Annotated in this window: 16 protein-coding genes; 6 read left to right on the forward strand and 10 right to left on the reverse strand. The window is 68.0% G+C overall.

The window, feature by feature from the left end:
* A partial coding sequence (gene yejK, locus ACTJJX_RS20405) for a nucleoid-associated protein YejK (RefSeq protein ID WP_128551626.1) occupies nt 1-732 on the forward strand: 732 nt, incomplete at its 5' end.
* A 42-nt stretch (nt 733-774) separates the two neighbouring features.
* Here yejK and ACTJJX_RS20410 read toward each other — a convergent pair.
* The 9 genes from ACTJJX_RS20410 to ACTJJX_RS20450 form a co-directional block, all read right to left on the reverse strand.
* Nucleotides 775-1,686 (reverse strand): hypothetical protein, encoded by a 912-nt coding sequence (locus ACTJJX_RS20410; RefSeq protein WP_003119277.1) that lies wholly within the window; start codon nt 1,684-1,686, stop codon nt 775-777.
* An 88-nt stretch (nt 1,687-1,774) separates the two neighbouring features.
* A complete protein-coding gene (locus ACTJJX_RS20415) occupies nt 1,775-2,527 on the reverse strand; it encodes a VIT1/CCC1 transporter family protein (protein ID WP_003143097.1) in 753 nt (250 codons plus the stop codon).
* A 3-nt stretch (nt 2,528-2,530) separates the two neighbouring features.
* Complete coding sequence (locus ACTJJX_RS20420) at nt 2,531-3,466, reverse strand: glutathione S-transferase family protein (RefSeq protein WP_003092916.1); 936 nt, start codon at nt 3,464-3,466, stop codon at nt 2,531-2,533.
* A gap of 120 nt (nt 3,467-3,586) precedes the next feature.
* On the reverse strand, nt 3,587-4,276 hold the full coding sequence (locus ACTJJX_RS20425; RefSeq protein ID WP_016852496.1) for a CatB-related O-acetyltransferase: 690 nt from the start codon (nt 4,274-4,276) through the stop codon (nt 3,587-3,589).
* 28 nt (nt 4,277-4,304) lie between these two features.
* Nucleotides 4,305-4,619 carry a GIY-YIG nuclease family protein gene (locus tag ACTJJX_RS20430; protein WP_003119275.1) on the reverse strand — a complete coding sequence of 105 codons (315 nt, stop codon included), beginning with the start codon at nt 4,617-4,619 and terminating at the stop codon, nt 4,305-4,307.
* The gene (locus tag ACTJJX_RS20435; protein WP_003092922.1) at nt 4,612-5,313 is read right to left on the reverse strand and encodes a glutathione S-transferase C-terminal domain-containing protein; all 702 of its coding nucleotides are present in this window, start codon (nt 5,311-5,313) and stop codon (nt 4,612-4,614) included. Before ACTJJX_RS20435 ends, ACTJJX_RS20430 begins: the two co-directional genes overlap by 8 nt.
* Nucleotides 5,314-5,379: 66 nt before the next feature.
* On the reverse strand, nt 5,380-5,862 hold the full coding sequence (locus ACTJJX_RS20440; protein ID WP_016852495.1) for a nuclear transport factor 2 family protein: 483 nt from the start codon (nt 5,860-5,862) through the stop codon (nt 5,380-5,382).
* Nucleotides 5,863-5,932: 70 nt separating this feature from the next.
* The gene (gene pcsA / locus ACTJJX_RS20445) at nt 5,933-6,649 is read right to left on the reverse strand and encodes a phosphatidylcholine synthase (protein ID WP_003105024.1); all 717 of its coding nucleotides are present in this window, start codon (nt 6,647-6,649) and stop codon (nt 5,933-5,935) included.
* A 111-nt stretch (nt 6,650-6,760) separates the two neighbouring features.
* Nucleotides 6,761-7,786, reverse strand: coding sequence for an amino acid ABC transporter substrate-binding protein (locus ACTJJX_RS20450; protein WP_003119272.1), 1,026 nt, complete (start codon nt 7,784-7,786; stop codon nt 6,761-6,763).
* 295 nt (nt 7,787-8,081) lie between these two features.
* On the opposite strand from ACTJJX_RS20450, the gene ACTJJX_RS20455 reads away from it, so the two are divergent.
* Nucleotides 8,082-8,729 carry an alpha/beta hydrolase gene (locus ACTJJX_RS20455; protein ID WP_003105021.1) on the forward strand — a complete coding sequence of 216 codons (648 nt, stop codon included), beginning with the start codon at nt 8,082-8,084 and terminating at the stop codon, nt 8,727-8,729.
* Nucleotides 8,730-8,744: 15 nt separating this feature from the next.
* Here the strand turns inward: ACTJJX_RS20455 and ACTJJX_RS20460 are convergent, their stop codons facing one another.
* On the reverse strand, nt 8,745-10,643 hold the full coding sequence (locus ACTJJX_RS20460; RefSeq protein ID WP_016852494.1) for an acyl-CoA synthetase: 1,899 nt from the start codon (nt 10,641-10,643) through the stop codon (nt 8,745-8,747).
* A 283-nt stretch (nt 10,644-10,926) separates the two neighbouring features.
* Here ACTJJX_RS20460 and rhlB point away from each other — a divergent pair, with 283 nt between their 5' ends.
* The 4 genes from rhlB (at nt 10,927) to dauR (ending at nt 15,403) form a co-directional block, all read left to right on the forward strand.
* A complete protein-coding gene (rhlB, locus tag ACTJJX_RS20465) occupies nt 10,927-12,450 on the forward strand; it encodes an ATP-dependent RNA helicase RhlB (protein WP_003158777.1) in 1,524 nt (507 codons plus the stop codon).
* Between the two features lie 160 nt (nt 12,451-12,610).
* Nucleotides 12,611-13,558 (forward strand): NAD(P)H-dependent anabolic L-arginine dehydrogenase DauB, encoded by a 948-nt coding sequence (gene dauB, locus ACTJJX_RS20470; protein WP_003118294.1) that lies wholly within the window; start codon nt 12,611-12,613, stop codon nt 13,556-13,558.
* A 22-nt stretch (nt 13,559-13,580) separates the two neighbouring features.
* The gene (dauA, locus tag ACTJJX_RS20475; protein ID WP_003122058.1) at nt 13,581-14,708 is read left to right on the forward strand and encodes an FAD-dependent catabolic D-arginine dehydrogenase DauA; all 1,128 of its coding nucleotides are present in this window, start codon (nt 13,581-13,583) and stop codon (nt 14,706-14,708) included.
* A 62-nt stretch (nt 14,709-14,770) separates the two neighbouring features.
* Nucleotides 14,771-15,403, forward strand: a complete 633-nt coding sequence (gene dauR, locus ACTJJX_RS20480; RefSeq protein ID WP_003092943.1) for a transcriptional regulator DauR — start codon at nt 14,771-14,773, stop codon at nt 15,401-15,403.
* The last annotated feature ends 17 nt before the right edge of the window (nt 15,404-15,420 follow it).

A 15,420-nucleotide genomic window follows, 5' to 3' on the forward strand; every position in this document is an offset into this window, starting at 1 on the left:
AAGCTGATGGAGGAGTCCAATCTCTCCACCGGCGGCCACGTCCTGTTCGCCCACTACCAGCAAGGCATGACCGACTACCTGGCGATCGCCCTGCTGCACCACAGCGAAGGCGTGGCGGTGAACGAGTCGCTGGAGGTCACCCCGTCGCGCCACCTGGACCTCGGCCAGTTGCACCTGGCCGCGCGGATCAACATTTCCGAATGGCGCAACAACAAGCAGTCGAAGCAGTACATCTCGTTCATCAAGGGCAAGGGCGGGAAGAAGGTCTCCGACTATTTCCGCGACTTCATCGGCTGCCAGGAAGGGGTGGATTCGCCGAGCGAGACGCGCACCCTGCTGAAAGCCTTCAGCGATTTCGTGGAAAGCGAGGACATGGCCGAGGAACAGGCCCGCGAGAAGACCGAGACGCTGGTCGACTACGCCACCTCCCAGGCGCGCATCGGCGAGCCGATGACCCTCGACGCGCTTTCGGAACTGATGGACGACCAGCAACCGCGGGCGTTCTACGACTACATCCGTAACAAGGACTACGGCCTGTCGCCGGAAATCCCGGCGGACAAGCGCACCCTCAACCAGTTCCGCCGCTTCACCGGCCGCGCCGAAGGCCTGTCGATCAGCTTCGAGGCGCACCTGCTGGGCTCCAAGGTGGAATACGACGAAGAGCGCGACATGCTGATCATCCGTCAGTTGCCGACCCAGTTGAAGGACCAGCTCAAGCGGCGCAAGGACTGACCCGCGCCGCCCCGGAGCGCCGCCGGCGCTCCCTTTCCCTCCTCAGCCGCAGGCCCAGTCGAAGCGCATGTCGCGGAAATCGAGCTGGGCGTTGCCGCCGCCGAAGTTGTAGCCGCCCAGGTATTCCTCGAACTCTACGTAGAAGGGACTCATCTCCGGCACGCCCTGCACCGGACGCATGGTGCCGCCGATATGGTTCGGCAGGTGCCCTTCCACCCAGGGATGCTCGCGGTAGTTGTCGCGCTCGATCTTGCCGTCCAGCCAGTAGTGCGGCAGCTGGTAGCCGCCGTCGCCGTATTCGCTGGGCACCACCCCGGCGTTGGGGTCTTGCGCCCGCGCCGTCCAGCGCAGGGGGTAGCGCTGCTGGTGGCCGGCCGCCGGGCGGCCACCGAGGGCGCGCAGCAGGTAGTAGTCGTCCTCCGCCCAGTCCGGCACGAAGCTGGCCGCCGAACCAGCCTCCAGCCACTGCGGCGGCTCGGTCTGCGCCAACAGCGGGTTGCCCGCCGGCAGCGCCGGCGGCTGGCAGGGCGCGCCGCTGAATTCAGCGGCGTCGAGCAGGATCAACGCATAGGCGCCGCCGAGGATGTCCTCCATCCGATGCAAACGCGGATGGCTATTGCGCCCGGCCTCCCAGAACGGCCGCAGTTCCGCTTCGGCCGGCGGTTGCGCGGGCGGATCGATGAGCATCTCGCGAATGCCGTCGACGCTGGTCGGTCCACCGTCGTTCTGGTCCGGGGCGAGGGAGAAGAAGCTCAGCGCGACGATCTCCGGGCCATGCACCCGGTAGTCCTCCGGCAGCAGCAGGGTGAAGCCGTGCATCAGCGGATAGCCGGTGTCCGGATCCAGCGGCCACTGCTCCGGACGGATGCCCGGCGGCAGGCCGAAGCACCAGCCGTGGTTGGCTTCGCCGGCGTGCGCGGCGTCGTTGACGATTTCGATGTCGTAGGCGTTCATGGCCACTCCCTGGTCGGTTTTTCCTGTTCCCGGCCACGCCGGCCGGGTGTCGCAGTGTAAAACGGAGTCCCCCGCAGGCGAAGGACTTTCAGCCCAGGCCCACGCCGAGCGCGGTGCCCAACCCATAGGTGAAGGCCGCGGCAAGGGTACCGACCAGCACCTGGCGCAACGCCGAGAACGCCAGCGGCCGCCCGGTGAAACGGGCGGTGACCGCGCCGCTGAACAGCAGCGCAAGCAGGCTGAACAGCAGGCTTGCGACCAGCGCCGCGGCACCGTCGAGGAACAGGAACGGCGCCACCGGCACCAGGGCGCCAAGGGAAAACAGCAGGAACGACGTGCCCGCCGCGTTCCACGGGTTGCCGCCCAACTCCGTCGGATCGATGCCGAGGGCCTCGCGGGACAAGGTGTCCAACGCGCCACGACCGTCGTTCATCAGTTGCAGGGCCACGCGCCGGGCGGACACCTCGCTCAGCCCCTTGGCGGTGAAGATATCGATCAGTTCCTGGGTCTCGGTGTTCGGGCAGAGCCTGAGCAGGCGTTCTTCCTCGGCGATGCGCTTGCTCGCCATCTCGCGGGCGTTGGTCACCGACAGCCACTCGCCGAGGGCCATCGAACAGGCCCCGGACACCAGTCCGGCCATCCCGGTGAGGACGATGGACGAATGCGCCATGCTCGCACCCGCCACGCCCATCACCAGGCACAGGTTCGACACCAGGCCATCGTTGGCACCGAGCACTGCGGCGCGCAGCTTGGTGCCGGCGTCGCGGTCCGGCCTCGCCTCGGGCAACGCGCACTGCGGCGGATCGGCGTCCGGCCGCAGCGGCGGGGTCTCCGCCGGCATGCCTCAACGCGCCTCGATGCGAAAGCCCAGGCGCGGGAAATGCACATGCACGGTACCCGCCCGCGGGTCTTCGCGGCGCAGGATGAGTTCCTCGCTGCCGGCGAAGAGCAGTTCGCCCTGTACCGCGTCGACACCGTAGTCGGTGGCGGCGATGGCGACCGCCTGGCCGGGCAGGAAACCGTTGGGGTCGCTGAAGGATTCGTCCGGCAATGCCGCGGGCTGGCTGCCGCGAGCCACCTCCAGGGCTTCCTCCGCACTCATCTCGGCTGGTGCGCCATGGCCGAAGCCGAGCACCCGTCCCAACCAGGCCTGCACCTGCGGGTAATCGTCGACCAGCGGCGCGGTGACCGGCGTGCCCTTGAGGAACCACAGGCAGTGCGCCACGGCGAAGTCGGCGACGGACGCTTCGCCGAACAGGAAATCGCCGTCCTCGCGCGACAACTGGCGCTCCAGTCGCGCCATGAATGCCGGCCACTGGTGGCGCGCCTGTTCCAGCGGCAGGCGGCCGGCGCTGCCGCCGCTGAATAGCTGGCTGCGATCGGCCATGAAGGCCTTGAGGAATTCCGGCGGCAGCTTGCCGAAACGCACGGCGATGGACTCCGGGGCGAACGCCAGGCTTACCGCGTGCTGGAACAGCACCGCGTCGGCCCACTGGGCGAAGCTCGCGGCGACCATCTCCTGGCCTTCGGGAAACAGCGCCGGAACCGCCTTTTCCTGCTCCAGGCGACGGGCGATCAACGCGGTATCGCAATACACATCGGCGCCGACCTGCAACACCGGGGTCTTCCGATAGCCGCCGGTCAGCGCCACCAGGTCCGGCTTGGGCATCACCGGCGGAATCATCACCGAACGCCAGGACAGTTGCTTGAAACCGAGCAGCAGGCGCGCCTTCTCGGCGAAGGGCGAAGTGGGATAGTGATGCAGGATCAGCTCTGACATGGGCGCCTCCGGGCGGATGTGAGGCACCAGCTTAGCGCGGCTGGGAAAACACGCCTATGACAATCCGGGACATGAAGGGCGCCCCATCGCCTGGCCCGATGGGCCTGGCGATGGGCGCGCTCAATCCAGCCGGCACCCCTGGCGGGTGATGGTCATCCGCCGGTACGCCGCACGCGGCGCCTCGCGCGCCTCCAGGGCGGCGAGGAACTCCCGGGGTCGGTCCAGCGGCAGGCCGGTGAGGAAGGCGCTATCCAGCTCCCACCAGCGTGAGGCGAGCAGGCCCTCGATGATCTCCGGCGGATGCCGGTAGCGGATCACCTGCGCCGGAGTCCCGGCGACGATGGCATAGGGCGGCACGTCGCGAGTGACCACGGCGCGCGTGGCGATGATCGCCCCAGTCCCGACCTTGACACCTTCCATCACCATCGCGCTGTGCCCGATCCAGACGTCGTGGCCGATTTCCGCGTAGCTCAGCACCGGCTCGTAGCGCAGCGCGGTGCCGGTGTGCTGGAAGGGGTGGCTGCTCACCCAGTCGCTGGGATGGGTGTGTTTTTCCTGGCCGATGAAGCAGTCCGAGCCGATCGAGCAGAAACGCCCGATGGACGCCACCAGGGACAGGTCGGTGCCGCTGCGCACATAGCTGTAGGCGCCGATCTCCAGCCTTGGCGGGACGATGCGCAGGTGGCCGAGTTCGACCCGCTCCTCGAGCACCAGCGTGGTGCGCTTGCCGACACTGGCCGGGCCGCCGGCCAGCTTGCAGCCGCGGCGGCGGATCCAGCGTTTCCACCAATGATTCTTCAGGTAACCCACGAATACCCCATGACCGCAGATGAACGTCCTAGATTGCCGGCTCGCCGACCTCGCGCAACACCGGTACGCCGACCAACAGGCGCTCCTTGGCGCGCTTGCTCAGGGCCTTGATCGCCCGCTCGCGGCGCAGGGCGTCGCCCTTGCTGGCGCAGGCCTCGACGTAGACCAGCGCGCGGGCGGGGCTGGAATGGAAGAACCGCGCGCCCTTGCCGCTGCAATGAGTGTCGAAGCGGCGCAGCGGATCGTCGCTGATGCCGCAGTACAACGCGCCGTTTTCCGCCCTCACCAGGTAGACCGACCAACACTTCCCGATCGCCGCCGTGGCGGCCGTCGCCTCACTCACTCCAGACCCGCTCCCGCATCCGCTCGCAATACGCCACCAGGCGCGGATAGCCTCGCGCCACATGGCTGAGTGGGGTATCCAGGGTCGCCTCGATGAGGTTGGCGAGGATACCGTAAGCGGCGGCATCGGCGCTGCACGGATGTTCGCCGCCGTAGTACGGGACCTGGCCAAGCAGGCCGTCGAGGGCATCGAGGTCGTCGCGGGCGAAGGCCAGCAGTTCGTCCCTGCCGTGGACCCCGAGTCCCTGCGCCCTGAGGGTAGCGCGGACCTTGCGGCGCATGGCCCAGGCCACCGCGTCGCGCACGCCGAATGGCAGCGAGCCGAAGAACACCGGCTTGAGCACGCGCCAGCTGTCCTCGTCGAACCAGCGGAAATACAGCATCAGGTAGTACAGGTGTTCGTCGCACAGGCGCGTGATCGCCCGTGCCCAGCCCTTGCCCCGGGCATCCAGGCCGGCGTCGAGAGTGACCCCGTAGCGCTCGCCGAGGGTACGGATGACGATCTCGCTGTCACCGATCGCCTCGCCCTCGATACGCACGTAGGGCAGCTTGCCCTTGGGCGCCTTGCGCGGGTCGCTGACGACCTTCACCTGATACTCCAGGCCGGCCAGGCGCAACCAGGTTTCCAGTTTCAGGCAGTAGGGACTGGCATTGGGTACGTTGAATGCGGCGGGAAACTGGAAGAGCGTGATCATCGCGGCGTCCTGCGGGTTGTCCGCGGCGAGCTTAGGAGATTATCCGCGCTTCGGCCACCGACAGCCTCAGCCGGCCGCCGGATGGGCAGCCTGGTAGGCGGCCAGGCCCTTGCGCGCCTGCCCGCGGATCGCCCGCTGCACCGGCGGCGCCCAGCCCAGCAGCAGGCCCTTGGCGCCAAGCGCCTGGCGGCTCCAGCGCCACAGGTCGAACTGGTCGCGATGCTCGACGATCAAACCGTCGGCGAAGCGGAAACGGGCCTCGATGCGATTCTCCACCCTGCGCCCGGTCTGGGTGAACAGGTAGTGGGCCACCCATTGCGCACGCCCCTCGTTCTCGTCGGCGCGGACGTCCGCGTAGTCCAGGCGGAAGTCCCGCGCCCGGCTGGTCAGCAGGCGCCACATGTCGCCCACCTCGCGCCCGCGCAGTTCGCCGAAGGCCGGGTCGTGGAAGGTCGCCTGGGGAGCGTAGCAGGCCGCCATGGCCTCGCCGTCGAGGCGCTGGAAGGCCTGGTAGAAGCGCTCGATCAGTTCGGCGTTGGGGTGGGCCATGCGGGGTTCCTTGCGATGATAGGGACTTGCCAGGCGTCCCCAGGCGGGAACGCCGTCGTGCCGGGTCGTTTCAGCCGAACCACTCGCGGGCGCTGCGCCAGAGGCAGATACCGACGAAATAGGCCGAGGCGGCGAACCACAGGCCGAGCAGGATCGGCAGGTCGGCCGGCTGCTGGACGATCAGCAGACCGCTGCTGATCAGCCAGACGAAAGTCACGGCGATGTTCAGCGGCATGAACTGGCGCACGCGGAACGGGTGGAGGAACTTCATCCGGGTCAGGGTCAGGGCAGCCAGCACCAGCACCGTGGCGAGGTTGACCCAGGGGTGCAGGTCGAGCACGTAGAAGTACACCGCCACCACGTTCCAGGCGGCCGGGAAGCCGACGAAGTAGTTATCGGTGCTCTTCATGTTGACGTTGCAGAAGCAGAACAGCGATGAAACCAGGATCACGCCCACCGCCAGCAGCTCGAAATGCTCCGGCAGGGGGATGTAGCGGTAGATGAAGATGGCCGGGATGAACACGTAGGTCAGGTAGTCGATCACCAGGTCGAGCACCGAGCCGTCGAAATGCGGCAGCATTTCCTTGACTTCGTACTTGCGCGCCAGGGTGCCGTCGAGGCCGTCCACCAGCAGGGCCAGGCCGAGCCAGAGCAGGCAGGCCTGGGGTTTGTTGTCGACCAGCGCGAGCAGGGCCAGCAAGGCCAGGATCACGCCACTGGCGGTGACGGCGTGGACGCCCCAGGCCTTGGCTTTGTTGATGGGAGTCATCGATAGGTTCACGGGCATTTCTCTTGTTCGGTGTTCGGCATGACGCGTCGCTCTATAGTGCACCGGCACCGGTGCGTCTGTCTGTTATCGGATTGTCGGTGCTGGCGAGAGTTCAGCCAGCCCCGCCGGTCAGCGAATCGGCGGCGCATAGTGCAGGCCGCCGAGATTCCATTGCGCGTTGAGGCCGCGCGGCATCTTCAGCGGGCTGCCGTCGCCGACGTTGCGGGCGAAGATCTCGCCATAGTTGCCGACCTGGCGCACCATCTGCACCACCCAGTCGCGCGGCAGTTGCAAGTCCTTGCCGGCGTCGCCCTCGCTGCCGAGCAGGCGGGCGACGTCCGGGTTGCGGCTGTCCCTGGCCTGGCGCTCGACGTTGCTCGAGGTGACCCCCAGCTCCTCCGCGTTGAGCAGGCCGTACAGGGTCCAGCGGACGATGTTGAACCAGGCTTCGTCGCCCTGCCGCACGGCCGGGCCGAGCGGCTCCTTGGAGATCACTTCCGGCAGCACCACGTACTGCTCCGGCTTGGCCAGCTTCAGGCGCTGGGCGTAGAGCTGCGACTGGTCGGAGCTGAGCACGTCGCACTGCCCCGCCTCCAGTGCACGGGCGCTCTTCTCGTAGCTGTCGTCGAGCACCGCCTTGTAGCGGATGCCGTGGGCCCGGAAGTAGTCCGCCACGTTCAGCTCGTTGGTGGTGCCGGACTGGATGCACACCGTCGCGTCCTTCAGTTCGCGGGCGCTGGACACGCCGAGCTTGCGATTGACCAGGAAGCCCTGGCCGTCGAAATAGGTGACGCCGGTGAAGTGGATGCCCAGCGCGGTATCCCGCGAGCTGGTCCATGAGGTGTTGCGCGACAGCAGATCGACCGTGCCGGACTGCAACGCCGAAAACCGCTCGGTGGCGGACAGCGGGGTGAAGCGCACCTTCTCGGCATCGCCGAACAGCGCGGCGGCCAGCGCCCGGCAGATGTCGACGTCGAGCCCCTTGAAACGGCCCTTGGCGTCGGCGTAGGAGAACCCCGGCAGGCCGTCGCTGACGCCGCACTGCACGTAGCCCTTGCGCTTCACCGCATCCAGCGTCGCACCGGCCTCGGCCGTGGCGCTGGCGCCGAGGCAGACAGCGGCCAGCAGCAGCCAGGTACCTTTCATTATTGTCATCTGTTCGCCACTCCCTTCGCCGCCCCTGGGTGAACCGCCGGCCCCGCGCCGGTCGCTTCCCGGGCCGGTCGCCGCACTGTAACCGCAAGCGCCGCGGCACCGGCAGAGGCAGCCGGCGGCGCGACCGCGGCGGGCGACGAACGGCGTACCCGGCGCACTTCCCTTAGCAAAGCGCATCCGCGGGAAATTGGCGAATGCATGATCTGCGACAATCTGGCCGACTTGCGAGCGGGAAAGCGCCTGTTGTCGAATGGTCCTCCCATTCCGAACGCATATGCCCCTGCCTGGAGCCGTCATGAGCGAACCCCTGATCCTCGATGCCCCGAATGCCGACGCCTGTATCATCTGGCTGCACGGCCTGGGCGCCGACCGTACCGACTTCAAACCGGTGGCCGAAGCCCTGCAGATGGTCCTGCCGAGCACCCGCTTCATCCTCCCCCAGGCGCCGAGCCAGGCGGTGACGGTCAATGGCGGCTGGGTCATGCCGAGCTGGTACGACATCCTTGCCTTCAGTCCGGCGCGGGCCATCGACGAAGACCAGTTGAACGCCTCCGCCGACCAGGTCATCGCTCTCATCGATGAACAGCGCGCCAAGGGCATCGCCGCCGAGCGGATCATCCTCGCCGGTTTCTCGCAGGGCGGCGCGGTGGTCCTGCATACCGCCTTCCGCCGCTACGCCCAGCCGCTCGGCGGGGTGCTGGCGCTATCCACCTACGCGCCGACCTTCGACGACCTGGCGCTGGACGAGCGCCACAAGCGGATTCCGGTCCTGCACCTGCACGGCAGCCAGGACGACGTGGTCGACCCGGCGCTTGGCCGCGCGGCCCATGACGCCTTGCAGGCGCAGGGCGTGGAGGTGGGCTGGCACGACTACCCGATGGGCCACGAGGTGTCCCTGGAGGAAATCCACGACATCGGCGCCTGGCTGCGCAAGCGCCTCTGACGCCCGGAGCTTCTCTCAGACGGCGTGCAGCCGGTAGTTCAGCGCGTAGCCGCCGAGCAGCTCTTCCAGCGCCGCCCGGCGTCTTTCGTCAAGCGCGGGAACGTGCAGGTGGGCGAGCTGGCCGTGGCGCTCGTCGGCGACCACCTCCACGCGGATATCCTCGGCGATCCTCCGGCTTTCCTCCTCCAGCACCCGGCGGATCGCGTCCAGGCGCAGCGCCGGCTTGAAGGTCTTGCCCACCGCGGTGACCGGCATGCTCTCGATCAGCCAGATATCCTTGGGCACCGCCGCGCGCTCCGGTACGTGGCGGCTGGCGTGCTCCAGCAGCTCTTCCTCGCTGGCGCTGGCGCCGGGCTTGAGCTGGATATACGCCACCGGCAGCTCGCCGGCCTTGGCGTCCGGCTTGCCCACCGCCGCCGCCAGGGCCACGGCCGGATGCCGGTGCAGCGCTTCTTCGATCATCTGTGGGTCGATGTTGTGGCCACCGCGAATGATCAGGTCCTTGCTGCGCCCGGTGAGCCAGATGTAGCCGTCCTCGTCGATACGACCGAGGTCGCCGGTATTGAACCAGCCATCGCCGATCCAGATATCGCGGTTCCGGTCCTGTTGCAGGTAGCCCTTGAACACCGTCGGGCCCTTCAGGCAGAGGTTGCCCACCTCGTTCGGCGCGGCATCGCGCAGGTAATTGCCCTCGCCGTCGAGCACCGCGACCTTCACCTGGCAGTACGGCAGGCGCAGGCCGATCGAACCCGGCCGGCGCTCGCCGCCACGCGGGTTGCAACTGGTGCCGCAGGTACCTTCGGTGAGGCCGTAGCCCTCGATCACCTTGAGCCCGGTACGCGCCTCGAACTGGCGGATCAGCTCCACCGGCATCGGCGCCGCGCCGCACAGGGCGAAACGCAGGCTGGACAGGTCGCGGCCATCGCTGGGGACCTGCAGCAACGCCGCGTAGATGGTCGGCACGCCACTGAAGCTGGTGACCCGGTAGCGTTCCACCAGCTTCCAGAAGTCCTGGATCAGGGTCGGATTGCGGTAGCCCTGGGGCCCGGCCAGGAGCACCTGGGCGCCGCGATGGAAGGGCGCCAGGCCGGTAACCATCACGCCGTTGACGTGGAACAGCGGCAGGCCGCAGAGCAGCACGTCGTCCACCCCGTAGTCGGCGTTCAGGCCCATGATCTCGGCCATCGCCACCTCGTTGAAGTGGCTGTGCGGCGCCAGCTTCGGCGTGCCGGTGGTGCCGCCGGTGTGGAAATAGGAAGCGACGTCGTCCGGATGGATCGCCCGTCCGCTCTCCAGGCGGTCTGCCGGGCAGTCGGCGATCAGCGTATCGAAGTCCAGCACGCCCTCCGGCAGCGGCCCGCGCTGGGCCTTGAGCGCCTCGCGCTGCGGCGCCGGCAACAGGTTGGCCGGATCGACCACGACGATCGCGTACAGCTCCGGCAGCTGCGCGCGCAGGCCGGCGACCTTCTGCCACAGGTCGGTGCCGGGGAACGGCGCCAGGGTCACCAGCACCCGCGTGTTGGAGGCGCGGATCAGCTCGGCGATGTGCTCCGGCTCCAGCAGCGGGTTGATCGCATTGACGATCCCGGCAGCCTCGCCGCCCCAGATCACGTAGTGGGTCTGCGGCAGGTTGGGCAGCAGGAAGGACACCGCCTGGTGGCTTTCCAGGCCCAGCCGGTGCAAGGCGTTGGCGGTCTGGGTGACGCGGGCGAACAGCTCGGCATAGCTGATCCGCAGCGGTTCTTCGGCGGCGCTGCCATGCAGCAGGCAGCTCAGGGCGATACGCTGGCCGTGGCGCTGGGCCGAGCGTTGCAACAGTTCGTAGGTGCTGGACGGCAGGTCACGCTGTTCCAGCGGCACGCGTTCCAGGGCTTCGATATCGCTCAGCCCGGCGATCGATGGGGACGGATTCATGGTTTTCTTGTTCTTCCGTTGGTGAGTGGGCGGACACTCGCCGGATCGCTCCGGCACCGTCCCGAAGATGCCACCCCCGTCGTCGCCCTACCGTTGTCTTTTTGTAGCGCGCCACCGGTCGCGCGCACGAGTCCTCCCGAAGGCTGCCCCGGGAGCTTCGCGCAGCCCCCTCCAGGCCCCGTCCGGCCAGGGCTGGAGGGCGCCGGCCAAGCATGGATTTCTCCCCGCTGGCAACATGCTTTACACTGGCGCCCGTTCATTCCTTAACCACTACGAGATCGCCGTGCTCAAAGCACTCAAGAAAATCTTCGGCAAGGCCGACGGAACCCAGCCGCAGAGCGGTTCCTCCCCGGTCCCGCAAGGCCCTGCCGGCGCTACCGCGAAAGGTACCGCCCCCACCGGCGAAAAGCCGACCGAGAAACGCCCACGCAAACCGCGCCCCCCGCGCGCCGACAACGAGTCCGGCGCCCCGCGCGCCGCTGAAAAGGCCGAGAAAGGCGAAAAGCCCGCCAAACCCGCCGCCAAAGAAGGCCGGGACGCCAAGCCGCGCAGCGACAAGCCGCGCCGCGAACGCAAGCCGAAGCCGGTGGACAACTGGAAGCTGGAAGACTTCGTGGTCGAACCGCAGGAAGGCAAGACCCGCTTCCACGACTTCAACCTCGCCCCGAGCCTGATGCACGCCATCCATGACCTCGGCTTCCCCTACTGCACCCCGATCCAGGCGCAGGTACTGGGCTTCACCCTGCGCGGCCAGGACGCCATCGGCCGCGCACAGACCGGCACCGGCAAGACCGCCGCGTTCCTCATCTCGATCATCACCCAATTGCTGCAGACCCCGCCGCCGAAAGAGCGCTACATGGGCGAGCCGCGCGCGCTAATCATCGCCCCGACCCGCGAACTGGTGGTACAGATCGCCAAGGACGCCGCGGCGCTGACCAAGTACACCGGGCTGAACGTGATGACCTTCGTCGGCGGCATGGACTTCGACAAGCAACTCAAGCAGCTGGAAGCGCGCTTCTGCGACATCCTGGTAGCCACCCCAGGCCGTCTGCTGGACTTCAACCAGCGCGGCGAGGTGCACCTGGACATGGTCGAGGTGATGGTCCTCGACGAAGCCGACCGCATGCTCGACATGGGCTTCATCCCGCAGGTCCGGCAGATCATCCGGCAGACCCCGCACAAGGGCGAACGCCAGACCCTGCTGTTCTCGGCGACCTTCACCGACGACGTGATGAACCTCGCCAAGCAGTGGACCGTCGATCCGGCGATCGTCGAGATCGAGCCGGAGAACGTCGCCAGCGACACCGTCGAGCAGCATGTCTACGCCGTGGCCGGCAGCGACAAGTACAAGCTGCTGTACAACCTGGTGGCACAGAACAACTGGGAACGGGTGATGGTCTTCGCCAACCGCAAGGACGAAGTCCGCCGCATCGAGGAACGCCTGACCAAGGACGGCATCAGCGCCGCCCAGATGTCCGGCGACGTACCGCAGCACAAGCGCATCCGCACCCTGGAAGGCTTCCGCGAAGGCAAGATCCGCGTCCTGGTGGCAACCGACGTGGCCGGCCGCGGCATCCACATCGACGGCATCAGCCATGTGATCAACTTCACCCTGCCGGAGGACCCGGACGACTACGTGCACCGTATCGGTCGTACCGGCCGCGCCGGCGCCTCGGGCACCTCGATCAGCTTCGCCGGCGAGGACGATGCCTTCGCCCTGCCGCCGATCGAAGAACTGCTGGGCCGCAAGATCACCTGCGAGATGCCGCCGGCCGAACTGCTCAAGCCGGTACCGCGCAAGCACTGAACGTAGGCGTGGAGAAAAAAGGCGAAGCCATCCGGCTTCGCCTTTTTCGTTTCTGCGACACGCAGGTGCCGCCGTCGGTCATCGAGGCGGGTCGGCGCTTGCCCGGCAATACCTTAAAGTCCAGAATGGACAAATTGTTTACATCCATTCCGGAGATCGCATGAGCGCCGCCACTCCCCTGATCGTCCAGCAGGCCGAAGCCGAGCAACTGCTCGCCCGTATCGACGTCCTCCAGGCCATGCGCCAGCTGTTCCTCGACCTGGCCGCCGGCCAGGCGCTCCAGCCGGCCCAGCAACTGGTGGAGTTCCCCGCCGGTCGCGGCGACTTCATCAACTACCTCGGCGTGCTCGCCCAGGAACAGGTCTACGGAGTCAAGACTTCGCCCTACATCGTTCGCGAACAGGGCCCGTTGGTCACCGCCTGGACCCTGCTGATGTCGATGCAGACCGGCCAGCCCTTGCTGCTCTGCGATGCCGCCCGGCTGACCACCGCGCGCACCGCCGCCACCACCGCGGTGGCGGTGGATGCCCTGGCTCCGGCCGAAGCCGGCCGCCTGGCGCTGATCGGCAGCGGACCGGTGGCCCATGCCCACCTGCAATACGTGAAGGGCCTGCGTGACTGGCAGGGCGTGCGAGTCCATTCGCCGAGCCTGGACGAGCGCCGCCTGCAAAGCCTCCGCGCCATCGACCCGCGCGCCGAAGCCGCCGGCAGCCTGGAGGAAGCGCTGGACGAAGCCGATGTGATCCTGCTCTGCACCTCATCGGCCCGAGCGGTGATCGACCCGCGCCAACTCAAGCGCCCGGCGCTGGTCACCTCGATCAGCACCAACGCGCCCCGCGCCCATGAGGTACCGGCGGAAAGCCTGGCGGCCATGGACGTCTATTGCGACTACCGGCACACCACCCCAGGCTCCGCCGGCGAGATGCTGATCGCCGCCGAACAGCATGGCTGGAGCCCCGAGGCGATCCGCGGCGACCTCGCCGAACTGCTCAGCGGCCAGGCGCCACGTCCGGAATACCGGCGCCCGGCGTTCTTCCGCTCGATCGGCCTGGGCCTGGAAGACGTAGCCCTGGCCAACGCCCTCTACCGCCTGCGCCAGGCAGGCTGATCGCGCGATGCAGGAGAGCAGCATGATCGAAGCGGATTACCTCGTCATCGGTGCCGGCATCGCCGGCGCATCCACCGGCTACTGGCTGTCGGCCCACGGCCGGGTCGTGGTGCTGGAGCGCGAGGCGCAGCCCGGCTACCACTCCACCGGCCGCTCCGCCGCGCACTACACGGTGGCCTACGGCACACCCCAGGTGCGCGCGCTCACCGCCGCCAGCCGGGCCTTCTTCGACAACCCGCCGGCCGGCTTCTGCGAGCATCCGCTGCTCAGCCCGCGTCCGGAAATGGTGGTCGACTTCAGCGACGATCCGGAAGAACTCCGCCGTCAATACGAAAGCGGCAAGGCGCTGGTGCCGCAGATGCGCCTGCTGGACGCGGAACAGGCCTGCTCGATCGTGCCGGTGCTGCGTCGCGACAAGGTCTTCGGCGCCACCTACGACCCCACCGGCGCCGACATCGATACCGACGCCCTGCACCAGGGCTACCTGCGCGGCATCCGCCGCAACCAGGGGCAGGTCCTGTGCAACCACGAAGCGCTGGAGATCCGCCGGGTCGACGGCGCCTGGGAAGTCCGCTGCGACGCCGGCAGCTACCGCGCGGCGGTGCTGGTCAACGCCGCAGGCGCCTGGTGCGACGCCATCGCCGGGCTGGCCGGCGTCCGCCCGCTGGGCCTGCAGCCCAAGCGCCGCTCGGCCTTCATCTTCGCCCCGCCGCCGGGCATCGACTGCCACGACTGGCCGATGCTGGTCAGCCTCGACGAATCCTTCTACCTGAAGCCGGACGCCGGCATGTTGCTCGGCTCGCCGGCCAACGCCGATCCGGTCGAAGCCCACGACGTGCAGCCCGAGCAACTGGACATCGCCACCGGCATGTACCTGATCGAAGAAGCCACCACCCTCACCATTCGCCGCCCGGAACACACCTGGGCAGGGCTGCGCTCGTTCGTCGCCGACGGCGACCTGGTGGCCGGCTACGCCGCCGATGCGGAAGGCTTCTTCTGGGTCGCCGCCCAGGGCGGCTACGGTATCCAGACCTCGGCGGCGATGGGCGAGGCTAGCGCCGCGCTGATCCGCCACCAGCCGCTGCCGGCGCACCTGCGCGAGCACGGCCTGGACGAGGCGATGCTGTCGCCGCGCCGCCTGTCCCCCTGATGACCCGGCGGCGGGTTTGCGGCACACTCGCCTCGCCCGCCGTCCCACGAGAGTTCCTGCGCATGAGCCCGAGCCAAGACCCCAGCCTGGAGAACTACCGGGCGATCGCCGACGGCATCGCCACCCTGTTCTTCCCCCACGCCGAAGTGGTCCTGCACGACCTGCGCAGCCAGCGGGTCGACTACATCGCCAACAACCTGTCCAAGCGCGAGGTCGGCGACGACTCGGCGCTGGAAGACATGCTCGAAGGCGATAGCGACGAGCGCAACATCGGTCCCTACGAGAAACTCAACTGGGACGGGCAGAAGATCCGCTCGGTCAGCACCGTGCTGCGCGACGCCGCCGGCCAGCCGCTGGCGGTGCTGTGCATCAACCTGAACATCAGCCTGTTCGAGAGCGCCAAGGCGGCACTCGACCTGTTCCTCTCGCCGAGCAAGCTGATTCCGCAACCGGACGCGCTGTTCCGCGACGACTGGCAGGAGCGCATCAACACCTTCCTGCACGGCTGGCTGCGGCAGCGCCAGCTCGGCTTGAACCTGCTGACCCGCGAGCACAAGCGCGAACTGGTCCTGGCCCTGCACGCCGAGGGCGCGTTCAAGGGCAAGAGCGCGGCCAACTATGTGGCCAACGTGCTGAACATGGGCCGGGCGACGGTCTACAAGCACCTCAAGGAGCTGAAGGAAGGCGGCGACTGACGGCAACCGCCGCCGGC

Origin of the sequence: Pseudomonas sp. 22490, from assembly GCF_052044465.1 — a bacterium.
GTDB classification, from domain to species: Bacteria; Pseudomonadota; Gammaproteobacteria; order Pseudomonadales; family Pseudomonadaceae; genus Pseudomonas; species Pseudomonas aeruginosa.